At 72.8% G+C, this 25,429-nt stretch carries 18 protein-coding genes; 2 read left to right on the top strand and 16 right to left on the bottom strand.

The window, feature by feature from the left end:
• Nucleotides 1-180: 180 nt before the first annotated feature.
• The 11 genes from ADK60_RS11690 to nrdR all read right to left on the bottom strand — a co-directional run bounded on the left by ADK60_RS11690 (nt 181) and on the right by nrdR (nt 14,596).
• Nucleotides 181-1,098: a carbohydrate ABC transporter permease gene (locus tag ADK60_RS11690; RefSeq protein ID WP_053645424.1), complete on the bottom strand. Its 918-nt coding sequence runs from the start codon at nt 1,096-1,098 to the stop codon at nt 181-183.
• Nucleotides 1,095-2,087 carry a carbohydrate ABC transporter permease gene (locus ADK60_RS11685; RefSeq protein WP_052709141.1) on the bottom strand — a complete coding sequence of 331 codons (993 nt, stop codon included), beginning with the start codon at nt 2,085-2,087 and terminating at the stop codon, nt 1,095-1,097. Before ADK60_RS11685 ends, ADK60_RS11690 begins: the two co-directional genes overlap by 4 nt.
• A 199-nt stretch (nt 2,088-2,286) precedes the next feature.
• Entirely contained in the window at nt 2,287-3,702 is a 1,416-nt protein-coding gene (locus tag ADK60_RS11680) for an ABC transporter substrate-binding protein (RefSeq protein ID WP_079008264.1), read from the bottom strand.
• A gap of 272 nt (nt 3,703-3,974) precedes the next feature.
• A complete protein-coding gene (locus ADK60_RS11675) occupies nt 3,975-5,186 on the bottom strand; it encodes a cytochrome P450 family protein (protein ID WP_053645422.1) in 1,212 nt (403 codons plus the stop codon).
• A 127-nt stretch (nt 5,187-5,313) separates the two neighbouring features.
• Complete coding sequence (locus ADK60_RS11670; RefSeq protein WP_045940513.1) at nt 5,314-6,558, bottom strand: cytochrome P450; 1,245 nt, start codon at nt 6,556-6,558, stop codon at nt 5,314-5,316.
• Nucleotides 6,555-7,220, bottom strand: coding sequence for a GTP-binding protein (locus tag ADK60_RS11665; RefSeq protein WP_045940514.1), 666 nt, complete (start codon nt 7,218-7,220; stop codon nt 6,555-6,557). Before ADK60_RS11665 ends, ADK60_RS11670 begins: the two co-directional genes overlap by 4 nt.
• Nucleotides 7,201-7,590, bottom strand: a complete 390-nt coding sequence (locus ADK60_RS11660; protein WP_053645420.1) for a DUF742 domain-containing protein — start codon at nt 7,588-7,590, stop codon at nt 7,201-7,203. Before ADK60_RS11660 ends, ADK60_RS11665 begins: the two co-directional genes overlap by 20 nt.
• On the bottom strand, nt 7,587-8,033 hold the full coding sequence (locus ADK60_RS11655) for a roadblock/LC7 domain-containing protein (protein ID WP_053645418.1): 447 nt from the start codon (nt 8,031-8,033) through the stop codon (nt 7,587-7,589). Before ADK60_RS11655 ends, ADK60_RS11660 begins: the two co-directional genes overlap by 4 nt.
• Complete coding sequence (locus ADK60_RS11650) at nt 8,030-9,838, bottom strand: sensor histidine kinase (RefSeq protein ID WP_234371040.1); 1,809 nt, start codon at nt 9,836-9,838, stop codon at nt 8,030-8,032. Before ADK60_RS11650 ends, ADK60_RS11655 begins: the two co-directional genes overlap by 4 nt.
• A gap of 1,145 nt (nt 9,839-10,983) precedes the next feature.
• A complete protein-coding gene (locus tag ADK60_RS11640) occupies nt 10,984-13,884 on the bottom strand; it encodes a vitamin B12-dependent ribonucleotide reductase (RefSeq protein WP_053645412.1) in 2,901 nt (966 codons plus the stop codon).
• A 214-nt stretch (nt 13,885-14,098) separates the two neighbouring features.
• Nucleotides 14,099-14,596, bottom strand: coding sequence for a transcriptional regulator NrdR (nrdR, locus tag ADK60_RS11635; RefSeq protein WP_030396649.1), 498 nt, complete (start codon nt 14,594-14,596; stop codon nt 14,099-14,101).
• Nucleotides 14,597-14,941: 345 nt separating this feature from the next.
• On the opposite strand from nrdR, the gene lexA reads away from it, so the two are divergent.
• Complete coding sequence (gene lexA, locus ADK60_RS11630) at nt 14,942-15,823, top strand: transcriptional repressor LexA (RefSeq protein WP_478332120.1); 882 nt, start codon at nt 14,942-14,944, stop codon at nt 15,821-15,823.
• A gap of 130 nt (nt 15,824-15,953) precedes the next feature.
• Here the strand turns inward: lexA and ADK60_RS11625 are convergent, their stop codons facing one another.
• Genes ADK60_RS11625 through ADK60_RS46395 form a run of 5 tightly spaced genes read right to left on the bottom strand, consistent with a single transcriptional unit; the run spans nt 15,954 to nt 23,876 of the window.
• Entirely contained in the window at nt 15,954-18,086 is a 2,133-nt protein-coding gene (locus ADK60_RS11625) for an ATP-dependent DNA helicase (RefSeq protein WP_079008263.1), read from the bottom strand.
• A 12-nt stretch (nt 18,087-18,098) separates the two neighbouring features.
• Entirely contained in the window at nt 18,099-19,925 is a 1,827-nt protein-coding gene (locus ADK60_RS11620) for an IucA/IucC family protein (RefSeq protein WP_045940529.1), read from the bottom strand.
• A complete protein-coding gene (locus ADK60_RS11615) occupies nt 19,903-21,378 on the bottom strand; it encodes a lysine N(6)-hydroxylase/L-ornithine N(5)-oxygenase family protein (RefSeq protein WP_079008262.1) in 1,476 nt (491 codons plus the stop codon). Before ADK60_RS11615 ends, ADK60_RS11620 begins: the two co-directional genes overlap by 23 nt.
• Before the next feature lie 15 nt (nt 21,379-21,393).
• Nucleotides 21,394-22,008 (bottom strand): GNAT family N-acetyltransferase, encoded by a 615-nt coding sequence (locus ADK60_RS46400; RefSeq protein ID WP_053645410.1) that lies wholly within the window; start codon nt 22,006-22,008, stop codon nt 21,394-21,396.
• Nucleotides 22,005-23,876 (bottom strand): IucA/IucC family protein, encoded by a 1,872-nt coding sequence (locus tag ADK60_RS46395; protein WP_107094582.1) that lies wholly within the window; start codon nt 23,874-23,876, stop codon nt 22,005-22,007. Before ADK60_RS46395 ends, ADK60_RS46400 begins: the two co-directional genes overlap by 4 nt.
• A 331-nt stretch (nt 23,877-24,207) precedes the next feature.
• Here ADK60_RS46395 and ADK60_RS11600 point away from each other — a divergent pair, with 331 nt between their 5' ends.
• Complete coding sequence (locus ADK60_RS11600; RefSeq protein ID WP_053645408.1) at nt 24,208-25,395, top strand: trypsin-like serine peptidase; 1,188 nt, start codon at nt 24,208-24,210, stop codon at nt 25,393-25,395.
• The last annotated feature ends 34 nt before the right edge of the window (nt 25,396-25,429 follow it).

The following is a 25,429-nucleotide window of genomic DNA, read 5'->3' as shown; positions in this document are numbered from 1 at the left end:
GACCGTGTCCACGAAACCGCCACATTCACCCTGGAACGGCCTGAACCCTGACGTTCCCCCGGGCCGAACGGGCCGAACGGGCCGAACGGGCCGAACGGGCCGAACGGGCCGAACGGGCCGAACGGGCGGACCGGAGGCAGCCGTTGGGCGCGCCGGCGCCGGCGCTCGACCGGACCGCCGTCAGCCCTTCACCGAACCGGCCAGCAGCCCGCGCACGAAGTAGCGCTGGAGCGCGAAGAACACCGCCAGCGGAATCACGATCGACAGGAACGCCCCCGCCGTCAGCAGCTCCCACCGCCCGCCGAAGGAGCCGGACAGCTGGGCCAGCCGGACCGTCATCGGTGCCACCTCCGGGGTCCCGCCGGCGAAGGTGAGCGCCACCAGCAGGTCGTTCCAGACCCAGAGGAACTGGAAGATCGCGAACGAGGCCAGCGCGGGCGTGCAGAGCGGCAGCACGATCGAGCGGAAGATCTTGAAGTGCGAGGCGCCGTCCACCACCGCCGCCTCCATCAGGTCCCGGGGCAGCTGGGCGATGAAGTTGTGCAGCAGGAAGATCGCCAGCGGCAGCGCGAACATGGTGTGCGCCAGCCACACCGGCGCGTAGGTGCCCTTGAGGTCCAGCGCCGGCAGCAGCGTCAGCGAGCCCAGGTGCGCACCGCCCGAGAACAGTTGGAGCAGCGGGATCAGCGCCATCTGCAGCGGCACCACCTGGAGCGCGAAGACCACGAAGAACAGGGTGTCGCTGCCCCGGAACCGCACCCAGGCCAGCGCGTAGGCGGCCATCGCCGCCAGCGCCAGCGGGAAGAGCGTGGCCGGGACGCTGATCGCCAGCGAGTTCACCAGGAAGGGCATCAGGCCGGTGGAGACGCCGGAGCCGCCCTCGAACAGCACCGTGTGGTAGTTGTCCAGCCCGAGGTCCGGGTGGAGCAGGGCGTTCCACCAGCCGTCCGCGGTGACGTCCCGTTTGGGGCGCAGCGAGGTGACCAGCAGCCCGAGGGTGGGGACGGTCCACAGCACCGTCACCACGATCACGAAGATCGAGGCCAGCGGTGAGGAGAAGGCCTTCCGGACGGCGCCGCCGTCCCGCCGTACGCTCATCGGACCGCACGCTCCTTGCGCAGCTGGAGGATGTTGTAGGCCACCAGTGGCAGCACCGCGAGGAAGAGGATCACCGCCAGCGCGCTGCCCCGTCCGGTGTTGAACTGGACGAAGGACTGCGAGTACATCTCGTTGGCCAGCACCTGGGTGCCGAAGTTGCCGCCGGTCATGGTGCGGACGATGTCGAAGGCCTTCAGCGTGGTGATCATCACCGTGGTCAGCACCACCACCACCGTGGTGCGGATCATCGGCACGGTGACGTGCCGGAACAGCCGCAGCCCCTGGGCGCCGTCCAGCCGGGCCGCCTCGGTGACCTCGTCCGGGATCGCCTTGATCGCCGCCGACAGCACGACCATGGCGAAGCCGGTCTGCACCCACACCATGACGGCCATCAGCAGGAAGGTGTTGAGCGGCTGGGTGAGCATCCAGTTCGGCGGGTCGTCCCAGCCCAGCCAGATCGCCAGCTGACTGAGCAGACCGATCTGCCGCTGCGAGTGGTCGCGCGACTCGTAGACGAACTTGAAGATGATCGAGGCGCCGACCAGGGAGATCGCCATCGGCATGAAGATCAGCGACTTGTAGACCGCCTGGCCTCGCATCCGGTCCACCAGCAGGGCCAGTACCAGCCCCAGCCCGGTCGCCACCAGCGGCGCGATCACCAGCCAGAGCAGGGTGTTGACCAGTACCTCGCGCACCGAGCCGGTGGTGAAGGCCCAGCCGAAGTTCTCACCGCCGACGAAGCGGCTGCTGTCGTCGCTGTAGAGGCTCAGGTAGACGGTACGGACCAGCGGCGCGACCAGGCCGAGCAGCAGCAGGACCAGCGCCGGCCCGAGCAGCACCAGCACGGCCAGCGGGCGGGCGATCCGGCCGGAGGCGCGGCCGGCGACCAGGAAGACCAGCAACAGGATGCCGACGAAGCCGGCGATCGCACCGAGGCCGTTGCCGAACTTGACCATCGCGTCGCCCCAGGCACCGGCGGCGAGGGACATGGCGTCACGTCCTTTCCCAACGGGAGGCGGAACGGGGGTACCGGGAACCGGGGGCACCGGGAACCAGGGGCACCGGGAACCAGGAACCGGGCGGGACCGGAGGAAACGGGGAGTGGAGGAAGCAGGGACCGGAGGGGCGGGCGGTGCGGGTGGGTGGCCCCGCACCGCCCTTCGGCAGGTGGTCCTGCGACGCGCGCCGCTACTGCGGCCAGGCGGCGTCGATGTCCGCGGCGGTCTTCTGGATCGACTGCCCCTCGGCGAACCAGGCGGTGAGCGACTTCCACTCCTGCCCGGCGCCGACCGCGGCCGGCATGAGGTCCGAACCGTCGAACCGGAAGGTCGCCGCCGGGTCGGTCAGCGCATCGGCGGAGATCCGGTCGATCGGATCGGTGTAGAGGCTCTTGTCCACACCCTGATTGGCCGAAACCCAGCCGGTCGCGGTCCGCACCCGGCTGCTCGCCCAGTCGGCGCTGGACAGGTAGTTCTGCACCGCCTGCACCTCGGGCCGGCTCGCGAACGCGGTGAGGAACTCCCCACCGCCCTCGACCGGATTGGGCACCGAGGGGTTCACCGCGGGCAGGTGGAAGGCGAAGATGTCGCCGTCCGGCCCGATCTTCGTGTCCTTGGGCCACTGCGCCTTGTAGAACGAAGCCTGCTGGAGCATCAGGCACTTGCCGGTGAGGATCGGCGCGCCCGCGTCCTGGAAGGTCGTGGTGGCGATCGACTTCACGTCACCGTAGCCGCCGTTGACCCAGGCCGGGTTCTGCATCCAGTCGGCGACCGTCTTCATCGCCGCGGCGATCTTCGGATCGGAGAACTTCACCTGGTGGTTCACCCACTGGTCGTAGACCTCGCCGCCGTACGTGCCGAGGACCACCTCCTCCAGCCAGTCGGTGGCCGGCCAGCCGGTGGCCGTACCGGAGGAGATGCCGCCGCACCACGGCTTGCCGCCGCCGCCCGCCTTGGCGATCCGGTCGCTGAGCGCCATCAGGTCGGCCCAGGTCTTCGGGACCTCGTAGCCGGCCTGCTTGAAGGTCTTGGGCGAGTACCAGACCAGGGACTTCATGTTGGCGCTCATCGGCGCCGCGTAGAAGGTGCCGTTGACCGATCCGTAGGACTTCCAGACCGGGCTCCACTTCTCCTGGTTCGCCACGGTCTGCTGCGGCGGCTTGACCACCTTGCCGCTCTTGACCATCTGCGCGAGCAGGCCGGGCTGCGGGACGATCGCGAAGTCCGGGGCGTTGCCGCCGCTCACCCGCACCGGCAGCTGGGACTCGAAGTCGTTGCTGCCCTCGTAACTGATCCGGATGCCGGTGCACCGGCTGAAGTCGGCCCAGGACTTCTCCAGGTTGTCCGACTCGGGGCTGAGGATCGACGCGAACACCGTCACCGTGGTGCCCCCGTGGCCGGCGTAGGGCTGGTAGCGGGCGCAGTCGCCGGACAGGGTCTGGTTGCCGCCCCCGCCCGAACCTCCGGAGCTGTCGGTGCTGTTGGAGCAGGCCGCGGTCAGGGCCGCGACGGCCAGCAGGGCCACCGCCGCGAGCGGGCGGCGACGGCGGCGGGCAGGGGACGGGGGCGGCGCGGTCGTGGACGGCACGGTCGGGGTGGGAGTCAACGCGGTCCTCCTCGCCGGGGCGTGAACGCTCGGCTGTACGACAGAACGGCATTGCGCTGTACCGGAGTTCGACGTTCGACATGGACGCGGCGGCCGGCCGATCCGACGACGGTAACGCAGCCGCGACGTGCCGCCAAGGTCCGGGCACGCCCTTCGTCACCGCGTGCCCCAGTTGTGACCCTGAGCGCCGGGCGCCCGCGAGCCCCGACGGACCCACCGCCGGGCGCCCGCGACACCCGGAACCACCCCGACCACCCCGACCGCCCCGGCCGTCAGAACAGCCGGACCGGCAGCTCCTTCAACGCGTTCACCACCAGCGAGCCGCTCGGCCGCAGCTCCTCGTCCGGCACTGCCGTCGACAGTCCCGGGAAGCGCTCGAACAGGGCCGGCAGCGCGATCCCCGCCTCCAGCCGGGCCAGCGGCGAGCCCGGGCAGACGTGCGGGCCGTGCCCGAACGACAGGTGCCGGATCGGGTCCCGGGTCACGTCGAACACCTCGGCCGTCACCCCGTGCTGCGCCGGGTCCCGGCCGATCGCGTTGTAGGAGACCAGCACCGGCTCCCCGGCCGGAATCACCGTGTCGCCCACCGCCACGTCCTCGGTGGTGAACCGGAACAGGAAGTTGCTGGTCGGCGGCGTCCAGCGGAGCGACTCCTCCACCACCGCGTCCCAGCCGACCTTGCCCGCCCGCACCAGCTCCAGCTGGTCCGGATGGGCCAGCAGCGCCCGCACCGCGTTGCCGATGAGGTTCACCGTGGTCTCGTGACCCGCCGCGATGATCACCCGAAGGGTGGCCGCCGCCTCCGCGTCGGTCAGCGCCCCGCCCTCGGCGTCGGCCTGCAGCAGCACGCTCGCCAGGTCCTCGCCGGGGACCGAACGGCGCTGCGCCACCACACCGTTGACGAAGGCGTTCAGCCCGGCGATGGTCGCCTGGATGCCCTCCGGGTTCGGGCGGGCGCCGAAGAACCGCTCGTAGAGGTCGCGCAGGAGCGCGTGCTCCGACTCCGGTACGCCGAGCAGCGAGCAGATCACCGTCATCGGCAGCGGGAACGCGAAGGCGGACTTCAGGTCCACCACCGGGTCCCCCGCCGCCAGGGTGTCCAGCAGGTCCCGGGTGATCGCCTCCACCCGCGGGCGCATCAGCTCCACCTGGCGCGGGGTGAACGCGTGCGCCACCAGCGCCCGCAGCCGCCGGTGCTCCGCGCCGTCGGTGGTCACCATGCTCGGGCCGGGCACCGCCAGACCGATCAGCGGCCAGGTCTTCGGCACCTCACCGCGCTGGAACGCCGCCCAGTGCCGGGCGTCCTTCACCAGCCGGGCATCGGTCAGCAGCTCACGGGCGGGCGCGTGCCGGGTCACGGCCCAGGCGGCGACGCCACCGGGCAGCTCCACCGGCACCACCGGGCCGGCGGCGCGCAGCAGAGCGCCCTCGGCAGCGTTGTCGCGGGCCAGCGGATCGAGGACGAACGGGGCGGGGGCGGTCATCGGGTACAGCACTCCTTCGGTTCTGGTGAAGCGGTACAGCGACCCCGGCACCGCCGGGGCTCCGGGATCCGGGATCCGGGGCGGGGCTCGGCCCGCACCCGCCGGGCTCAGCCCGCACCTGCCGGGCTCAGCCCGCGTATCCCGGGGCGAACGACACCGGCAGCGCCACCAGCCCCCGCACCCAGGCCGACGGCCGCCACACCAGCGCGTGCTCGGCCACCGCCAGCCGCAGGTCCGGCAGCCGGTCCAGCAGCACCTCGACCGCCGTCGTCGCGATCACCTCGGCCGCCTCCTGCGCCGGGAACGGGCAGCCGTGCTCGCCGTACGAGTAGCTCAGGTACGCCCGGTTGCCCTCGGCCGGCCGCCCGTCCGGCTGCCGCACCGACGGGTCCGCGTTGGCCCCCGCGAAGCCCAGCAGCAGCATGTCCCCGGCGGCGATCCGCTGCCCGCCCAGCTGGGTGTCCCTGGTCGCCCAGCGGCCCGCGAAGATCTGGGTCGGGGTGTCCTCCCAGAGCGCCTCGTTCAGCGCCTGGCTGATGCTCCGCCGCCCGCCCGACAGCGAGGCGGCGAACCGCTCGTCGGTGAGCATCAGCCGCAGCGCGTTGGACATCCAGTACGAGGTCGGCTGGTGACCGGCGATCAGCATCACCCGCAGGTCCCGCATGATCTCGTCGTGGTTGAGACCCGCCGGGTGCGCCAGCATCCGGGAGGCGACGTCGTCGCCCGGGTTCGCCGCCTTCTCCTCGACCAGCTCCAGCATCACGGCGAGCAGCCGCTGCGCACCGGCCGGCGCGTCGGGGCCGCCGTCCAGCATGGTCAGCAGGCCCTCGATGAGCACCGGCGCCTGCTCCTCGCTCAGCCCGAGCACCCGGCAGAGCACCAGCAGCGGCAGCCGGTGGGCGTACTCGGCGACCAGGTCCGCCTCGCCGCGCCCGGCGAAGTCGTCGATCAGCCGGTCCGCCAGCTCCTCGCAGTGCTTGCGCAGCTCGTACGGGTCGACGGCGGCCAGCGCGTCGGTCACCGCCCGTGAGCGCCGGACGTGCTCCTCGCCCTCGGCGTAGAGGATCGACGGCACCGGCGCCATCATCGGCTTGAGCGGCCAGTCCTCGGCGACGGTCGCCCAGCCGGTCCAGCGGGTGGAGTCCCGGCCGAACAGCTGCGGCTGACCGGTGACCAGCTGGAGCTCGCGGTAGCCGATCACCAGCCAGGCCGGCACCCCGCCGGCCAGTTCGACCGGCGCGACCGGGCCGTGCCCGGCCCGCATCTCCCGGTAGACCTGGGAGGGGTCGGTCTGGAAGCGCGGCCCGTACAGCGGGGTGGCGCCGGCGTGGGCCGGGCAGCCCGGCGGCGGGGTGGCGGCGGGCTCGGTCACGGGGTGCTCTCCTCAAGGACGGGGGCGGCAGCGGCGGCGGGGGTGCCCGCCGTCTCGGCCTCGACCCGGGCGGTCAGGTGGCGGACCAGCTCGATCAGCACCTGCTTGCCGGACTCCCGGTCCCGGGCGTCGCAGTCCAGCAACGGCACCTCGGGCGGCAGGTCGAGCGCCTCCCGGACCTGGTCCAGGGTGTGGGTCGGGTCGCCGAAGTTGTTGCGGGCGACGACGAAGGGCGTGCCGTGGTGCTCCAAGCGGTCGATGGCGTACCAGGAGTCCGCCAGCCGCCGGGTGTCCACCAGCACGACGGCCCCCAGGGCACCGGAGAACAGCCGGTCCCAGAGGAACCAGAACCGCTCCTGCCCCGGCGCGCCGAACAGGTACAGCACCTGGCTCGCGGAGAGGGTGATCCGGCCGAAGTCGAAGGCGACCGTGGTCGAGCGCTTGCCCCAGGCACCGGTGGGATCGTCGATCCCCTCCCCGGCCCTGGTCAGGGTCTCCTCGGTGTTCAGCGGACGGATCTCGCTGACCGCGCCGACCAGGGTGGTCTTTCCCACGCCGAAGCCGCCGACCACGACGATCTTCAGCGCGTTGTCGGCGGTGCGGCGCAGCGGTGTCCGCCCGCTCGGCCGAGGGTCCCGGCCCTCAGAGCTGTTGGAGTCCATGCAGTACCTGCTTCAGCGTGTCGAGATCGGGCAGCCGGGCCTTGTTGGGGGCGAACCGGGGGTGGCGGGCGGTGATCGAACCGCCCTCCAGCAGGTCGCCGAGGAGGATCTTCACCACCGACACCGGCAGCGCCAGCTCCGCGGCGACCTCCACCACGGCGGTCGGCGCCTCGCACATCCGCAGGATGCGCGCGTGCTCCGACTGCATGCCCGGCGCCGGCTCCAGCTCGGCGACGATCAGCGTGACCAGGTCGAACGCGTTCTCCGGGGCCCGGCTGCGGCCCCGGGTGATGGTGTACAGGCGGTCCGGGTCGTCGTCCCGGCCCGGCCGGACCGGCCGCCCGTCGGTGTTCCCCCCGCGCCCGCTCATGCCCGGGCGCTCCCGTCGGTCACCGGGCCGTCCGTCCCGACCACGCCCTCCCGGGCCGGTGCGCTGAGACGGACGCCGATCTGCTCGATCAGCCCGTGCATGTTGTGGCCGACCACACCCACGTCGGCGTCCTCGTCGGTGACCACGGCGAGGTGGGCGCCCTCACCGGCGGCCACGATGCACAGCACTCCGCCGTGGAACTCGGTCATCGACTGCCGCACACCGCCGGTGCCGTCGCCGAACTCGATCGACGCGCCGTGCGCCAGGCTCTGCAGACCGGAGGCGATGGCGGCGAGCTGGTCGGCCCGGTCGTTGCCGAGGCCGGAGGTGTGGCAGAGCTTGAGGCCGTCGGCGGAGAGCACCAGGGCGTGCCGGGTGCCGGGGGTGTTGGTCAGCAGGTTTTCCAGCAGCCAGTCGAGGTCGCGATCGGTGGCACTGCTCATCGGAAGTCCTTCTCGGTGACGAGGGAAGCGTCGGACGCGGGGTCCGCGGCGGACCGCGCGCCCGGGGTGTCCTGGACCGGTACGGCGCCCTCGGCCGGTGCGGGGACACCGGCGGGCGCGGAGTTCTGGGTGCCGGCGGCGGGCTCGGCGTTCAGGGCGTCAGCGACCGGCTCCCCGGCGGCGGCGGGCACGGCAGCGGCAGCGGCGGCGGGCAGGGCAGCGGCAGCGGGCAGGGCGGCCCGGCGGAAGGCGCCCAGCCTGGCGGCGGCAGTCGCCCCGTCGGGACGGGCGGGCCGCTCGGCGGGCGCCGCAGCCGGGGAGGCGGCGGTCATGGTCCGGCCACGACGGCGCTGCGGCAGACCGCTGTCGGTGACGGCGGGCGCAACGGGCACCGGGTCGGCCGGCGGACCGGCCACCGGGACGGCGGGCGCCGGGCGGGCGGGGGTGAGCGCGGGGCGCGGGCCCGTACCGACCGCCCGCTCGACCGCGCGCTCCGCCGGCGCGGGCAGCGGGGCCGGCACCGTCGCGGGGTGCGTGACCAGCTGCTGCGGAATCAGCACCACCACCCCGGTGCCGCCGCGCGCCGACGGCCGGAAGGAGATCTGCAGCCCGTGCTTGCGGGCCAGCACGCCGACCACCGCGAGGCCGATCCGGGTGCCCGCCGACAGCGTGGTGAGGTCCAGCGACTCGGCGGAGACGGCCCGTTCGGCGCGGCGCAGCCAACTGTCGCTCAGGCCCAGGCCGCTGTCCTCGACGGTGACGACCAGGCCGGCCGGCACCTCCTCGACGTAGACGTGCACCTCGGCCGGCGGCGCGGAGAAGGTGGTGGCGTTGTCCAGCAGTTCGGCGAGCGCGTGCATCACGCCCTCGGCGGCGAACCCGGCCACCGCGGCCGTGCTCGCGTTGTGCAGCCTGACCCGCTGGTAGGCGCCGATCCGGCCGAGCGCGCCGCGCAGCACCGACTCCACCGGGATCGGCCGGCCCCAGCGACGGCCCGAGCGGGCACCGGTCAGCACCGCGATGCTGTCGGCCATCCGGCCCGCCTGGGCGGTCGAGTGGTCCAGCCGCAGCAGGTCGCCGAGGACCTCCTCGTCGTGCCGGTGCTGCATCTCGCGCAGTTCCGCGTGCATGCTCGTGGCCAGGGCCTGCACCCGGCCGGCCGCGGTGGCGCAGACCGCCAGGGCGGCGGCCCGCAGGCGCTCGCCGCGGCCGACCTCCTCCGCCACGGCACGCAGCAGCGGGCGCTGGGGGTGGTCCCGGTACGGGGCCAGGGCGGCGTCCACGGTCGCTCCGCTCCGCAGCCGCTCCACGAGTACGGGCAGCACCTCGTCGGCGATCCGGTCCACGGCGGCCCGTTCGGCGCGCTCCGCCTCGGCCTGCGCCCGGGCCCCGGCCACCTCCGCGCGGGCGGCGGCGGTCTCCTCCTCGGCCCGGGCGAGCGCGGCCCTGGCCTCGTCCCGCTCGGCCTCGGCGGCGGCGGCGCGCGCCTTGGCGGCGGTCTCGCTCTGCCTGGCCGCGCCGGCGACCACGAGGGCCGTCATCGACTCGCCCTCCCACCGGCCCAGTTCCAGCTCCAGCCGGCGGGACCGTTCGGTGGCGCTGCCGGCCTGCCGGACGGCGATCAGCCAGAGCACGGTGACCGCCGCCACGGCGGCCGCGGTGAGCGGGCGGTCGGCGTCGAAGGCCCGCATCACCCCGACCGGCCCGGCCACCGCCGCCAGCAGGGCGGCGGCCGCCACAACGGCCCTGGTACGCACGTCGGATCGACGGCTGGGCCCACCGTCGGGGCTGATGGTTTCTGTCATCGGTGCGGTGTCCTCGGCAGAAGTCGGGCGAATGCGCGACCGCCCGGCCGACGTCGTGGAACGTCTCCGGGCGGTGTTTCGGTTCACGCAGTCGGCCGATCATATCCATTCAGACGATGTGCTCAACCGGTAAGTTGACGGTCAGTCTCCTTCTGCCACGCTCCGTATACCACTCCATCTCCATCCCCTCACCCCATCGCCACCTCGACCGCACGTCGCACCAATGTGCGGATGCGGTGACAGTTCGCGCAGACCACCTCACACTTGGCGATCTCCCGCTCGACCTCCGACCAGGGCTGCCGCTCAGCTATCAGCTGCGAAACATTCGCCCGCTTCGCCCCACGGACGTGATCCCAGTCCAGGCCCCGAGCCCACCCGTTCCACCCACAGTCGGTGCAGCCGGCGCGGAGCTTGATCGCATCGTTCCTCCCCTGGGCATCCACCACCGCCTGCCAGGACGGCGGCAGACGCCTGCCTCCGTTCCGGGGCCGTTGCCGCATCGTGCGCGCACGATGACAGCGGGCGCATCGCACCTCGCACTTGGCCAACTCGGCCAAGAGCCGGTCCTTGCCCACGCACAGTTGCACCATTCGGGAGACGGTTCCGGTCTTCTCATCTGGATCCCGATGGTCCGGGTCGAGTGCCCGGACGTCGGAGTAGCCGCAGTCGACACATCCCGTCCGTTTCCACTCGGTCACGACGGCCCGAAGTCTCTCCCGCGATCGGCTCAGGTCGTGCGTGGATCCAAGCCTGGCCCGACGGGCCCGCTGCCGCTCCAGCGCAGCTGCCTTGGCCTCGGGTCGCTTCCACTTCTCCCGACGGGCCGCATTTGTTGCAGCCCTCGCCTCCGCTGCTCGCGCCCTGGCCCGGACAGCTCGCTTGCACTCACTCTGGAGCCCGCTCGGCCTGCTTGCATTCCTCGGGAACTCGGATGCCGGGTGTGTCTCCTGACATGCCGGACACCAGATCGGTGTCATCGATGTGATCTCTGCTGCCGGAGGTCGGCGCCGACTGCGGCGCCTTGAGGGATCGGTCACATCCGAAGCCAAGCAGCCCTCACCGACAGAAAAGGCGGGGCGAGGACTCTCGTCCTCGCCCCGCCCGAGGGCTTCACTCAATCGAGTGAAGCCGACTGCGTTCCTGTGTCAGCTGCAGCCGCTGGTGGAGCCGCAGCCCTCGCAGAGGTAGCAGCTGCCCGCGCGGCGCATCTTGGTGCCGCAGGAGAAGCAGAGCGGCGCGTCGGCGTTCATGCCCAGCTGGATCTCCATCAGCTCGGTGGAGTTGTGGGCCTGGGCGGTGGCCTTGGGCGCCGGGGCGGCGACCGGGGCCGGGGCCGGGACGGCGGCCGGCTTCGCGGCGACCGGAACGACCGGGGCGGACTGGGCGAGCGTCTCGGTGTCCAGCTCCTCCTCCGCCTCCAGCGGCTCGTAGGAACCGGTCTCCAGGTGGCGCTGGCGCTCCTCGACCGAGTGGATGCCGAGCGCCGAGCGGGTCTCGAACGGCAAGAAGTCCAGCGCGAGGCGGCGGAAGATGTAGTCGACGATCGACTGCGCCATCCGCAGGTCCGGGTCGTCGGTCAGACCGGCCGGCTCGAAGCGCATGTTGGTGAACTTCGAGACGTAGGTCTCCAGCGGGACGCCGTACTGCAGGCCCACCGAGACGGCGATGGAGAAGGCGTCCATCATGCCCGCGAGGGTCGAGCCCTGCTTGGACATCTTCAGGAAGACCTCGCCGAGGCCGTCGTCCGGGTAGGAGTTGGCGGTCATGTAGCCCTCGGCGCCACCGACCGTGAAGGAGGTGGTGATGCCCGGGCGGCCCTTGGGCAGGCGCTTGCGGACCGGACGGTACTCGACGACCTTCTCGACCGGGGCCGGGGCCTCGGCGGTGGCCTTCTCCTCGTCCTTCTTCTTGGCCGAGAGCGGCTGGCCGACCTTCGAGTTTTCGCGGTAGATGGCGAGCGCCTTGACGCCCAGCTTCCACGCCTCGAAGTAGATCTCCTCGACGTCCTCGACGGTCGCGGAGACCGGCATGTTGACCGTCTTCGAGATGGCGCCCGAGATCCACGGCTGGATCGCGGCCATCATCCGGACGTGGCCCATCGGGGAGATGGAGCGCTCACCCATCGCGCAGTCGAACACCTCGTAGTGCTCGCTCCGCAGACCCGGCGCGTCCACCACGTTGCCGTGCTCGGCGATGTGGGCGACGACCGCCTCGATCTGCTCGTCCTGGTAGCCGAGGCGCTTGAGGGCGCGCGGGACGGTGCCGTTGACGATCTGCATCGAGCCGCCGCCGACGAGCTTCTTGAACTTGACCAGCGCGAGGTCGGGCTCCACGCCGGTGGTGTCGCAGTCCATCATCAGGCCGATGGTGCCGGTCGGGGCGAGCACCGAGGCCTGGGCGTTGCGGAAGCCGTTCTGCGCGCCGATCCGCAGGACCTCGTCCCAGGTCGCGGTGGCGGCGGTCCAGATCGGGGCGTCCAGCTCGTCGAAGGACACGCCGGCCTTCGAGGCGTCCGCGTGCTGCTTCATGACCCGCTGGTGCGGGGCCGCGTTGCGGGCGTAGCCGTCGTACGGGCCGACGACACCGGCGAGTTCGGCGCCGCGGCGGTAGGCGGTGCCGGTCATCAGGGAGGTGATGGCGCCGGCCAGGGCGCGGCCGCCCTCGCTGTCGTAGGCGTGGCCGGTGGCCATCAGCAGGGCGCCGAGGTTGGCGTAGCCGATGCCGAGCTGGCGGTAGGCGCGGGTAGTCTCGCCGATCTTCTCGGTGGGGAAGTCGGCGAAGCAGATGGAGATGTCCATCGCGGTGATGACCAGCTCGACGACCTTGGCGAAGCTCTCGGCGTCGAACGAGTCGTCGTCGCGGAGGAACTTCATCAGGTTGAGCGAGGCGAGGTTGCAGCTGGAGTTGTCCAGGTGCATGTACTCGGAGCAGGGGTTGGACGCGTTGATCCGGCCGGACTCCGGGCAGGTGTGCCACTGGTTGATGGTGGAGTCGTACTGGATGCCGGGGTCGGCGCAGGCCCAGGCGGCCTCGGCCATCTTGCGGAAGAGCTTCTTCGCGTCGACGGTCTCGATGACCTCGCCGGTCATCCGGGCGCGCAGGCCGAATTCGGTACCGTTCTCGACGGCGGTCATGAATTCGTCGTTGACGCGGACGGAGTTGTTGGCGTTCTGGTACTGGACGGAGGCGATGTCGTCCCCGCCGAGGTCCATGTCGAAGCCCGCGTCGCGCAGGGCGCGGATCTTCTCCTCCTCCTTCACCTTGGTCTCGATGAAGGCCTCGACGTCCGGGTGGTCGACGTCCAGGACGACCATCTTGGCCGCGCGGCGGGTGGCGCCGCCGGACTTGATGGTGCCGGCGGAGGCGTCGGCGCCGCGCATGAAGGAGACCGGGCCGGAGGCGTTGCCGCCGGAGGAGAGCAGCTCCTTGGAGGACCGGATCCGGGAGAGGTTGAGGCCGGCGCCGGAGCCGCCCTTGAAGATCATGCCCTCTTCCTTGTACCAGTCGAGGATCGACTCCATGGAGTCGTCGACGGACAGGATGAAGCAGGCGGAGACCTGCTGGGGCTGCTTGGTGCCGACGTTGAACCACACCGGCGAGTTGAAGCTGAACACCTGGTGGAGGAGGGCGTGGGTCAGCTCGTGCTCGAACACCTCGGCGTCGTCCGGGGTGGCGAAGTAGCCGTTCTTCTCGCCGGCGGCGCGGTAGGTGAGCACCACGCGGTCGATGATCTGCTTGAGGCTCCACTCGCGCTGCGGGGTACCGAGGGCGCCGCGGAAGTACTTGGAGGTGACGATGTTGACCGCGTTCACCGACCAGAAGTCGGGGAACTCGACACCGTGCTGCTCGAAGTTGATCGAGCCGTCACGCCAGTTGGTCATGACGACGTCGCGCCGCTCCCAGCGGACCTTGTCGTACGGGTGCACGCCAGGGGTGGTGTAGATGCGCTCGATCCGCAGGCCGCCCTTGGGGGCCTTGCCGGCACCCTTGCCCGCGGCCTTGTCGGACTTCGACCCGCGTGCGGAACCGCTCGTGGTGTCTGTCACTTCTGTTCCTCCTCCTGGTTGGGCAAACGCCCGAAGTGCCCCGTAAAGTCCGGGCACGGCTGGTTCGCTCTTCCGGTGTGCGGCAGGCAGGGATACTCACCCACCGCGCACGTTTTGTCATGGTCTGTGCGCCGTTTTCGGGCACACGTCGGCCCCGGGGGACCGAAGGGGTTGCGCCGACCCCGGGAAGGGGCCGGTGGAGGGGCCGGGCCGGTTAGGGCGCGGCGGCGGCGACGGGCACGCAGGCGCCGTCGGCCTCGGTGGCGGGCTGCTCGGCGCGGAGTTCCGCGATGGCAGCCTCGAAGTCTTCCAGTCCGTCGTACGCCTGGTAGACGCTGGCGAAGCGCAGGAAGGCGACGACGTCGAGTTCCTTGAGCGGGCCGAGTATGGCAAGCCCGACGTCATGGGTGGTGAGCTCGGCGTTGCCGGTGGCCCGCACGCACTCCTCGACCCGCTGGCCGAGCTGGGCGAGGGCGTCCTCGGTGACCGGGCGGCCCTGGCAGGCCTTGCGGACTCCGGAGATGACCTTCTCCCGGGAGAACGGCTCGGTGACGCCGCTGCGCTTGATGACCATCAGGGCGGCCGTCTCCACCGTGGTGAATCGGCGACCGCAGTCCGGGCACTGCCGGCGGCGGCGGATGCAGCTGCCGTCCTCGGTGGTCCGGCTGTCGACGACGCGGCTGTCGGAGTGCCGGCAGAAGGGGCAGTGCACCTGAGGATCCCTCCTTGGCAGGACGTGCGGACTTGGTCGAGTCTATGCGATCCCGGGGCCCTGCGAGCAACCCGATCTTGAGGCCTCGACCACAAGTACTGGGCCACGGGGAGGACTGTAGCCACTACATCTAGGTTTCGGAGGGAAGGAGGGGCGCTGGCGTGTCGGCGCGGGCGATACCCTCGGAGCCGATTTTCGATCGAACATTTAATCGATGTACAACAAAGCCTTGATCGAGTCAGCCAACTCCCGAATAATTCACTCGAACGTGTGTTTGGCGCAACCTTTCGATACGAGGTGCGTTGGGCTGGAAAAAGGAGAGGACAGCCGTCGAGAGGGGCAGCCGTGAACGCCGTTGAAAGCAACACCATCCCGGTGCAGGAACACTCCCAGCTCAAGGTGGGGCAGCGCACCACGAATCAGCAGAGTGTGGACATCAGCATGGACCGCAGCGAGGATCATCGCCCCCTGGGCCCGGGCATTTCCGGGGTCGGGCGTGTTCCGGACCAGCCCATCGAACACTCCCCCGCCCTGGACGACGCCCACCCGGCGCCGACCCGTTCCGCGCCGGGCCGCCCGCCCGGGATCCGGACCGACGAGGCGGGCCTCACCGAGCGCCAGCGCCGGGTGATCGAGGTCATCCGGGACTCCGTGCAGCGCCGGGGCTACCCGCCGTCGATGCGCGAGATCGGCCAGGCCGTCGGCCTGTCCAGCACGTCCTCGGTGGCCCACCAGTTGATGGCCCTGGAGCGCAAGGGCTTCCTGCGGCGGGACCCGCACCGTCCGCGCGCCTACGAGGTCCGCGGCGTCGAGGTGGCCCGGCCGAACACCGCCGAGACCGCCGGCCGCCCGTCCACCTCCTACGTGCCGCTGGTCGGCCGGATCGCCGCAGGCGGTCCGATCCTGGCCGAGCAGACCGTGGAGGACGTCTTCCCGCTGCCCCGGCAGCTGGTCGGCGAGGGCGAGCTGTTCGCGCTCACCGTGCGCGGTGACTCGATGATCGAGGCGGCCATCTGCGACGGCGACTGGGTCACCGTCCGCCGCCAGCCGGTCGCCGAGAACGGCGACATCGTCGCCGCGATGATCGACGGCGAAGCCACCGTCAAGCGCCTCAAGCGCGAGGACGGCCGGATCTGGCTGATGCCGCACAACCCCGCGTACGAGCCGATCAACGGCGACAACGCGACCATCCTGGGCAAGGTCGTGGCCGTCCTCCGCCGGCTCTGACCGCACCGGCTCCGCCCGTGCCGGAGGCCGGAAGCACCCGGCAGGCAGGAGCCGTCACCCCCGCCGGACCCACAGGAAGGGGCTCCCCGCACAACCGCGTGGAGCCCCTCCGGCCTGTCCCGGCCCTGCCTCAGCCCCGCTTCGGCACCGGCCGGACCGGCGCCGCCGAGTCGTCGATCGCCGCCAGCGAGCGGCGCACCTGGTTGCGGTCCGTGGTGTACCAGAACTCCGGCATCGAGGACCGGAAGAAGCCGCCGTAGCGCTTGGTCTCCACCCGCGGGTCGAGCACCGCCACCACGCCCCGGTCCTCCGCCGCACGCACCAGCCGGCCCGCCCCCTGCGCCATCAGCAACGCCGCATGGGTCGCCGCGACGGCCATGAAGCCGTTCCCGCCGCGCTGTTCGACGTCCTTCTGCCGGGCACTCATCAGCGGGTCGTCCGGCCGCGGGAACGGGATCCGGTCCATCACCACCAGCTGGCAGGCCGAGCCGGGCACGTCCACGCCCTGCCAGAGCGACAGGGTGCCGAACAGGCAGGTGGTCGCGTCCGAGGCGAACTCGCGGATCAACTCGCCCAGGGTGTCCTCGCCCTGGAGCAGGATCCGCTGGTCCAGCCGCTCCCGCATCGCCTCGGCGGCCGTCTGCGCCCCGCGCATCGAGGAGAACAGCCCCAGCGTCCGCCCGCCGGCCGCACCGATCAGATCGGCCAACTCGTCGAGCATGTCCGGCCGTTCGGGATCGCGCCCGGGATCGGCCAGATGCCTGGCGACGTAGAGGATGCCCTGCTTGGGGTACTTGAACGGCGAACCGACGTCGATCCCCCGCCAGTGCGGCACCGGCTCGTCGCCCATGCCCTCCCCCACCGCCTCCGGGTTGTCGCCGGGCGTGCGGACGTCCGGCAGCCGGGCGTCGGACGGCAGGCCCACCGAGGCGGCCACACCGTTGAAGTCCCCGCCGAGCTTGAGGGTGGCCGAGGTGAGCACCACCGCGCGCTCCTTGTACAACCCCTCCCGCAGCAGCCCGGAGACGCTCAGCGGGGCGACCCGCAGCGAGGCGGTGCCGAGCCCGTAGCGGTCGCTGCGCTCGATCCAGACCACGTCGTACTCGGAGTCCTGGAGCAGCCGGTCGGCGGTCTCGTGCAGGGACTCGGCGGCGGCCATCGCCTGCTTGCGCACGGCGTCCTCGTCGCTGAGCCCCTTGTCCCTGGTCTCGCCGAGCGAGCTGATCACCTGCCGGGAGGCGTCCCGGATCGCCGTCACGGCGTAGGCGAGGTACTCGGGCAGCTCCTCCACCCGGCCGGGCTGGGCGGTCTCCATCAGGCCGTGGTAGTTCTCGGCGGCGGCCTGCAGCGCGTCCACGGCCTTCTCGTTGGCGAGCCGGGCGGCCCGCTTGACCGTCCGGTTCACCGCGCCGACGGTCAGCTCGGCGGTGGCCGCCCCGGTGACCCGGTTGACCAGCTCGTGCGCCTCGTCGATGATCAGCAGCCCGTGCTCGGGCAGCACCGGCGCGCCCTCGATCGCGTCGATCGCGAGCATCGCGTGGTTGGTGACGACGACGTCGGCGAGCTTGGCCCGCTCCCGTGCCTTCTCCGCGAAGCACTCCTGGCCGTACGCGCAGCGGGTCGCGCCCAGGCACTCCTTGGAGGTGACCGCGAGCTGGGCCCAGGCCCGGTCGGAGACGCCGGGGGTCATGTCGTCCCGGTCGCCGGTCTCCGTCTCGTCCGCCCAGTCGCGCAGCCGGAGCACCTCCTTGCCGAGCTTGCCGGCGGGCCCGCCCAGCGCCTCGACCGGGTCGAACAGACCCTCGCCCTCGTCGCTCGGGGTGCCCTCGTTGGCCCGGTGCAGGCACAGGTAGTTGGAGCGGCCCTTGAGCATCGCGAACAGCGGACGGCGCCGCAGCACCGGGTGCAGCGCCTCCACGGTGCGCGGCAGGTCCCGCTCGACCAGCTGGCGCTGGAGCGCCAGGGTCGCGGTGGCGACCACCACGCGGTCCCCGTGGGCGAGCGCCGGCACCAGGTAGGCGAGGGACTTGCCGGTGCCGGTGCCGGCCTGCACCAACAGGTGCTCGCCGTGGTCGACGGCGTCCGCGACGGCCTCGGCCATCCGGAGCTGTCCGGGGCGCTCGACGCCGCCGACGGAGGCCACCGCGGCGTGCAGCAGCTCGGGGACACGGGAGCGGGGGACGGCCTCCGCCGGGGCGTCCGCGACGCTCCCGGCCTCGTCGGCGTCCTCGGCGGGGAGCTGGGATTCGGAGTCGTTCGTCATGACCCTCCCAGCCTACGGGGCAGGGGTGACAATCCGGTCCCGCCGACGGGGCACCCGGCCCGTACCGTCCGCGGCGAGCGGGTTGGGCACGGTGCCGTGCCGGGCCGCGTGCGGGCGGTGCGGGCGGTCGCCGTAGCCGTCCAGCAGCAGCCGGTTGCGGTTCAGGCAGAGCCGGTCGATCCGCGGCCGGAACAGGTCGAACAGCGCGAACCGCTCGGCCAGTTCCGGGAACCGCGCCTGGTAGCGGTGGATCTCGGCGCGCAGCAGCGCCCAGAACTCCTCCTCGGCGAGGCCGGTCCCGCTCTCCAGCAGCGGTGCCAGATAGCGGTACACGCCGATGAACAGCCCGGAGTGCAGGAACTGGCACAGGCCCTGCGGGTCCTCGCGCAGCAGCACCGCGTCCACCTCGGCGGGCAGGTCGCGCAGTTCCGGCAGGTCCTGGTCGCTGAGGTTGACGTCGTCGACGAAGTCCTTGACCGCCAGCCGGACCGGTACGTCCCGCTCGTCGAAGACCAGGACGGCGTTCTCGCCGTGCGGGGAGAACACCAGCCCGTACCGGTAGAGGAAGTGCAGCAGCGGCGGAAGCATCGCGGCGAACAGCCGGCCGGTCCACTCGGCGGGGGCGAGCCCGGAGCGGGCGATCAGCTCGGCGGCCAGCGGCCGTCCGTCGCGTCCGGTCTGGAGCAGGGCGGCCAGGGTGCGGCCGCGCTCGCCGGGCGCCAGCGCCGGGCCGAGCGGCTCCCGCCAGATCGCGCCGAGCAGCTCCTTGTACTGGTAGGGGGCCTCCGGCAGGTCGCGGTAGACCGGGTGGTCGACGGTGACCGAGGCGATCTCGCCGAGCAGCACCACCCGGCACTCCTCGCGGAGGAAGGGGTCGGCGTCGCGCAGCCCGTGGATCCAGGCGGTGACGGCGGGCGCGGCCAGGGTGCGTTCGGTGGGCAGGCCGCGCCAGACCAGGGTGTTGAGGACGGCCAGCGGCAGTTTGACCGTGCAGCGCTCGGGGCGGCTCTCGTTGAAGAACGAGCGGATCGACTGCTGGGGCAGCCGGAGGTCGCCGTCGGTGCCGAGCGGCACGATCTCGCCGGAGGCGATCCACGGGGCGAACAGCGGCACCACGGTCTCGTCCCACTGCCACGGGTGCACCGGCAGCAGCAGGTAGTCGTCGGCGGCGGCGCCGAGCGGGGCGCGGAGCGCGGCCGGGTCGTCGAGCTCCCGGCGGTACAGCCGCTCGGGGTCGGTGAGGCCGGCCACGCCCCGGTACTCGGCGAGCCGGCGGTGCACGGCGATCCAGGGCAGCGGGCGCGGGGTGCGGGCCTCGGGGGCCCAGCGCGCGGCGTCGGCGGCGGAGAAGCCGATCCGGCCCTTGTTGGGGACGATCCACGGGTGGCCGCCCTGCCGGCCCTCCAGTTCGGTGTGGCCGAGGTCGGCGAGTTCGGCGGCGGTGAGGCCGGTGGCCAGCAGGTGGGCGTCGGCGATCAGGGTCGCGGTGAGCTCGCGCAGCAGGTGGCCGGTGGTGTCGCCGCGCAGCCCGAGGGCGTGCCGGGCGTGGACCAGGAAGCGCAGCGGGTCGAGGCCCTCGGGGTCGTCGCAGTGGACGGAGCCGGGGTCGACGAGCCAGCTCTCGTAGGCGCCGCGCCGGGCGGTGAAGCGGTACTCGGCCCCGGGCAGGGCGAGCGTCCAGCCGTCCGGTGCCCCGGTCCCGGTCGGGGCGAGGAGTTCCTCGTAGGCGAACTCGCCGAGCATCTTGGCGAGCAGCGCGCGGCCGGCCCGCTGCCAATGGCCGGCGGTGAGCTGCGGCGGCAGGTACAGCGGCGGTTCAGCGGCCGGCGGTTGCGGCACGGGTCGGCTCCTGGGGTCGGGGGAGGCTGGAAGCGGGAACGGAGGAGGAGGTGGTCGTGGCGGCGGCCTCGGGGGCCGGGGCGGTCGCCGGGGCGGGGAGCGGGGTCGCCGGGGCGGGCGGCGCCGAGACCGGGGCGGGCGGCGCGAAGCCGGTCCAGGCGGTGCGCCGGGGCAGCCGGTGCACGGTCCGCCCGGTGACGGCGTTGAGGATCACCGCGGCCCGGTGGGCGCCGAGTCCCAGATCGGGGGTGCCCACCCCGTGGGTGTGCAGCTCGCCGTTCTGCACGTACAGCCCGCCGGTGAGCTCCGGCCGGGTGGCCACCCGGTGGTCGAGGTCGACCCGGTAGCGGCCGGCCGGGTCGCGGTCGATCAGATGGGCGAGCGGTTCCAGGGCGGCCGGGCCGGCCGCCCGGTAGCCGGTGGCGAGCACCACGGCGTCGGTGCGCAGCAGGTGCGCGCTGCCGGAGTCGGTGTGCCGGCAGTCGAGTTCGAGCCCGCCGCAGGGGCCGGGCCGGGCCTCGGTGACGGCGGTGCCGGGCGTGATCTCGACCGGTGCCGCGCCGACCGGCCGGCCGACGGTGCGTTCGTACAGCTGGTCGTGGATCTCGGCGAGGGTCTCGGCGGAGGCGGCCTTGTGCAGCTGCCACTGGGCCTCGACCAGGCGGTCGCGGACGGCCTCGGGCAGGCCGTGGAAGTACCGGGTGTAGTCGGGGGTGAAGTGCTCCAGGCCGAGTTTGGAGTACTCCATCGGCGCGAGCGCCCGGGTCCGGGTGAGCCAGCGCAGTCGCACGCCGTCGCCGTCGTGGCGGCGCAGCAGGTCGAGGAAGATCTCGGCGCCGGACTGCCCGCTGCCGACCACGGTGATGTCCCGGGCGCCGGCCAGCCCGTCGCGCCGGTCGAGGTAGTCGGCGGAGTGGAAGACCGCCGGGTGGCCGTCGAGCGCGGCGAAGGCCGCGGGGCGGACGGGCAGGGTGCCGACGCCGAGCACGACGTTGCGCGCCTCGACGGTGCACTCCCGTCCGGTGGCGGGTTCGCGCAGCTCGGCGCGGTAGCGGTCGCCGGTCCAGTGCAGGGCGGTGACCTCGGTGCCGAAGCGGCAGTTGGCGAGCCGTTCGGCGGCCCAGCGGCAGTAGTGGTCGTACTCGCGGCGGGTGAGCTGGAAGCGCTCGGTGAAGTAGAACGGGAACAGCCGGTCCTCCTCCCGCAGGTGGTTGAGGAAGGACCAGGGGCTGGTCGGGTCGACCAGGGACACCAGGTCGGCGAGGAACGGCACCTGCATCCGCGCGCCCTCGACGAGCATCCCGGGGTGCCAGCGGAACTCCGGTCGCCGGTCGCAGAAGAGGGTGCGCAGCCCGGGGACGGGCTCGGCGAGCGCGGCGAGCGAGAGGTTGAACGGGCCGATGCCGATGCCGAGCAGGTCGTACGGTCCGGGCGGGGGGGCTGGGGTGTCCATGAGGCGGGTGCTGTCCTAGGCGGGGTGCGGGGTGCGGTCGCGGACCATCAGGGCGGCCCGCTTGTCGGGCAGGTCGAGTTCGGCGGCGAGTCGGAAGCCGGCCCGCCGGAAGGCGCGGACGGAGCGCCGGTTGCGGACGTCCGGCTCGGCGACCACCCGTTCGCAGTGCGGGCGCTCCCGCAGCAGGCGGTCGGTCAGGGCCGCGAGCAGGGCGGTGCCGAGGCCCCGGCCGCGGCTGGCGGCGGGCCCGAGCAGCAGGTGCAGTCCGGCGTCGTGCGACCGGGCCGGGTAGTGCGCGGCGAGCGGGTCGAGGTCGGCGCGGTAGACCTCCCAGTAGCTCATCGGGGTGTCGTCGAGCAGTCCGAGGCAGGGCAGGCTGCGGCCGTCGCCGTCGAGCTGGCGGCGCAGGTGCCCTTCGGTGACGGCGGACGGGCCGGCGAGTTCCCAGAACGCGGCCACTTCGGGGTCGTTCATCCAGCGGGTGAGCAGGCCGAGGTCGGCGGGGAGCCGGACCGGGCGGAGCCGGAACTCCCCGGCGGCGGTGGCCATCGTGCCCCACCCCGCCGGATCGTCCGTCGGACCGCCGACGCCGGGGCCACCGTCCGACAGCCGGTCCACCGGCCCGCTCACGCGCCCGCCACCGGGTTGGGCAGCTCGATGTAGACGGACTGGGTGGCGACCGGCCCCACCAGCTCGTCCAGGCCCTGGATCCGGGTGAGCAGATTGGCCTTGCAGGGCAGGGTCGGGGCGTCGAGCAGCAGACCCGGCAGCGCGGAGCCGGTGGCCCGGGCGGCGGGCCCGGCCAGGAAACGCCGGAGCGCGGCGAGCAGCACGGTCTCGTCGGCGAGCCGCTGCGAGCCGATGGCGCCGACCAGGCCGAGGACGTGGTTGATGCCCAGGTAGTAGGCGAAGTGGTGGTCGATCACCGGATCGTCGAGGAAGGTGTCGCTGCGCGCGCCGAGGCCGGGCAGCCGGGCGGTGAGCCGGTCGGTGGCGCTGTGCCGGTAGTAGTAGCCCTGGTTGTCGCGGTAGCGGCCGCCGTTCGGCCAGCCGTCGGCGTCGAGCAGGACGAGGCTGTTCTGCTGGTGGGCCTCCAGCGCGATGCCGGCCTGTCCGTCCAGCCAGAGCACGGGCAGGACGACGGCGTCCAGGTAGCGCAGGAACCATTCGGCGGCCACGGTGGGCAGCGGTCGGCCGGTGCGGGCCGCGAGCGTCCGCAGCAGGTCGCCGAGCCGGGACGTGACGCGGCCGGCCTCCTCGCCGGCCCCCGCCGGGTGCGGCCGCTCGGCGACCAGCCCGGCCACGCAGTGGGCGCGGTCGCCGGGGGCGAACGGCTGGGCGCGCAGCACGGTGTCCAGGCCGCCGGGGTCGCCGAGGCCGGGGTGGTCGACGCCGATCCAGGCGGGGTCGCGGACGATGTCGAAGCCGGGGTGGGCGGCCCGCCACTCGGCGCCGAGGCCGCTCTCCAGCAGCCGGTGCATCTCCAGGCCCCGGTGGAGCTCCTTGCGGAGGTTCTCCCGGCGGGAGTTGGTGATCCGCAGGCCGAGCGAGAGCTTCAGCATCCAGGGGGTGCCGGGCCGGTAGACGGTGCGCACCGAGGAGGTCGGGTACCAGGCGGCGCCGGACGGGCCGAGGTCGTGCAGCCGGCCCTCGGCGAGCAGGGCGGCGACGGCCGGGCGGTGGGCCAGTTCGCGGGCCTGCCAGGGGTGCAGCGGCAGGGCGGCGGTGCCGGGCGGCAGCAGGGCTGGGTCGCCGAGGAGCTGGGCGGTGATCCGGTCGGCGCCCTCGGTGAGGGCGGAGCCGGCGGCGAGCAGCTCGCGGTCGACGGCGTACCAGTGCAGTTGGAAGGAGCCGTGCAGTTCGGGCGAGTAGGCGGCGCTCTGGGCGGGGCCGAGGCCGTCGCGGCTCTTGGGGGTGGGGTGCAGCGGGTGGCCGAGCAGCAGGGACTGCTCGGTGGCGAGGAACTCGGAGCGCTCGGGCCCGCCGGGCGCCGGGGCGGTGCCGGAGCGGTGGTGGGCCAGGATGTCGGCGGTGCGGACCACCGAGTCGGCGACCCGGGCGGCGAGGTCGGCGATCTGCCCGGGGTCGGGCCGGTCGGCGGCCGCGGCGGCGAGCAGGGCGGCGGCGGTGACGGCGTCCACCGGGGCCTCGTGGAGGTCCGGGCCGGCCCCGAGGGTGGGCGGGCCGAACCGGTGCCAGCCGGCCGGCGACCAGTGCCGGACGGGGGCGGAGAGCCGGGCGGCGCCGCCGAGGACGGCGATCCGCAGGTGTCCGTCCGGGCCGGGCGCGGCGCCGGTCTCGCGGGCCCAGCAGCGCAACAGGGCTTCCACGGCGGCCTGTTCGGCGGCGACGGCCGGATCCGGGTGGAGCAGCCGGTCGGACGGGACCGGGGCGGCGGCGGTGGGAACGGTGGCGGCGGTGCCGGTGGCGGCGGGGGCCGCGGGGCCGGGACGGCCGGCCTGGATGTCGGGCGGGGCTCCGGTGAGGGCGGTGCTCAATGCTGCTCCTTGGTGCGCGTGGAGTGCCGACGCGCGTGGGGTGGAGAGAAATCCGGCGGGCGCTCGCACCGTCGCGTCAGGTAAGGGTTACCTATCCCTGACGGTTGATCACAAGGGCGCTTCACTCGTCCGGGTGAAGACCGGTGAAGGTTCACCTTTCGGCAGGGAGCTGGGCCCCCAGTGCCAACGAGCCGGCGGCTCCCGCGTCACAGATCGGTGACCGCCGCCCGGGGCCGCAACCGGGGGCCGCCCGGGGCCGTCCTGGTGGCCAGTGGCAGACTCCAGGACGGCGGCCCGCCGCCCACACCGAACCACCAGGGGGACAGCACTCATGCCAGCGATCCACCGGTCAGCCGCAGCCGCGGTCCTCGCCGCGGGGACCCTGTTCGCCGTCACCGCCTGCGGCCCCGACGGGCCTTCGGGCGGCGGGGGAACCGCCGCCCCGCCGCCCTCGCCGGGCACCACCGCCTCCGCCACCGCCGCGGGGGGCGGCAGTGGCGCGATCGGCGGCATCACCCTGCCCACCGGCATCCCGACCAGCCTGCTGGAGGGGCTGCCGAAGAGCTGGGACGACCTGACCCGGTGGAAGTTCGAGGACTGGGACAACTGGGCGTCCAAGCACGTCTTCAACAACCCGATCGTCAAGGACTTCTGGAACCCGGACAAGATGGGCGACTCCAAGCCGGCCGACCCGGCGCCGCCCACCGCCAAGCCCGCCGCCGACGACGGGGTCACCGACCCGGAGCCCGCGGTGGTCAAGGCCGTGCCGGTGCCGCGTCCGTACACCAAGCAGCCGTCCGGGAAGGTCTTCTTCTCCGCCGAGGGCGGCCGGGGCAACTGCTCGGCCACCGTGGTCCAGGACCCGGCGCACCCGGGCAAGAGCAACCTGGTCTGGACGGCCGGCCACTGCGTCCACCCGGGCAAGGGCGGCAACTACTTCAAGGACCTGGTGTTCGTCCCCGCCTACAACAACTCGGGCGCCTCCAGCGGTGGCAAGAAGGCCCCGCTGGCCGAACTGGCCCCGCTCGGCACCTGGTGGGCCAAGGACGTGGTGACCTCGCCGCAGTGGCTGGTCGAGGGCGGCGGCACCGGTGACGCGGCGAACCAGTACGACTTCGCGATCATGCGGGTGAGCAACCAGAACGACAGCGGAAAGTCGCTGGAGGAGACGGTCGGCGGGGCCGTCCCGGTCTGGTTCGACGCCCCGCGCGACAAGGTCACCGCCACCGCCGTCGGCTACCCGCTGTACAAGCCGTTCGACGGCCAGGAGCTGTACAAGTGCGAGGGCGGGAAGCCGACCCGGCTCTCCTTCGACCCGAAGCGCCCGTCGATGCTCACCATCGGCTGCAACATGACCCAGGGCTCCAGCGGCGGCGGCTGGTTCGCGCCGATGCCGGACGGCAAGCTCGCGCTGGTCTCCAACACCTCGATCGGCACCCAGGACCACACCTCGCTCAGCGGGCCGTACCTGGAGACGGTCGCCAAGCAGGCGCTGGACTGGATCGCCAAGAAGAAGTAGCCGGACACGCCGACGGCCCCGGTCCCTCCCGTGA

The sequence above is a fragment of the Streptomyces sp. XY431 genome (assembly GCF_001279805.1).
In the GTDB taxonomy this organism is placed as follows: Bacteria; Actinomycetota; Actinomycetes; order Streptomycetales; family Streptomycetaceae; genus Kitasatospora; species Kitasatospora purpeofusca.
This window is presented reverse-complemented; position numbering and strand designations above follow the sequence as displayed.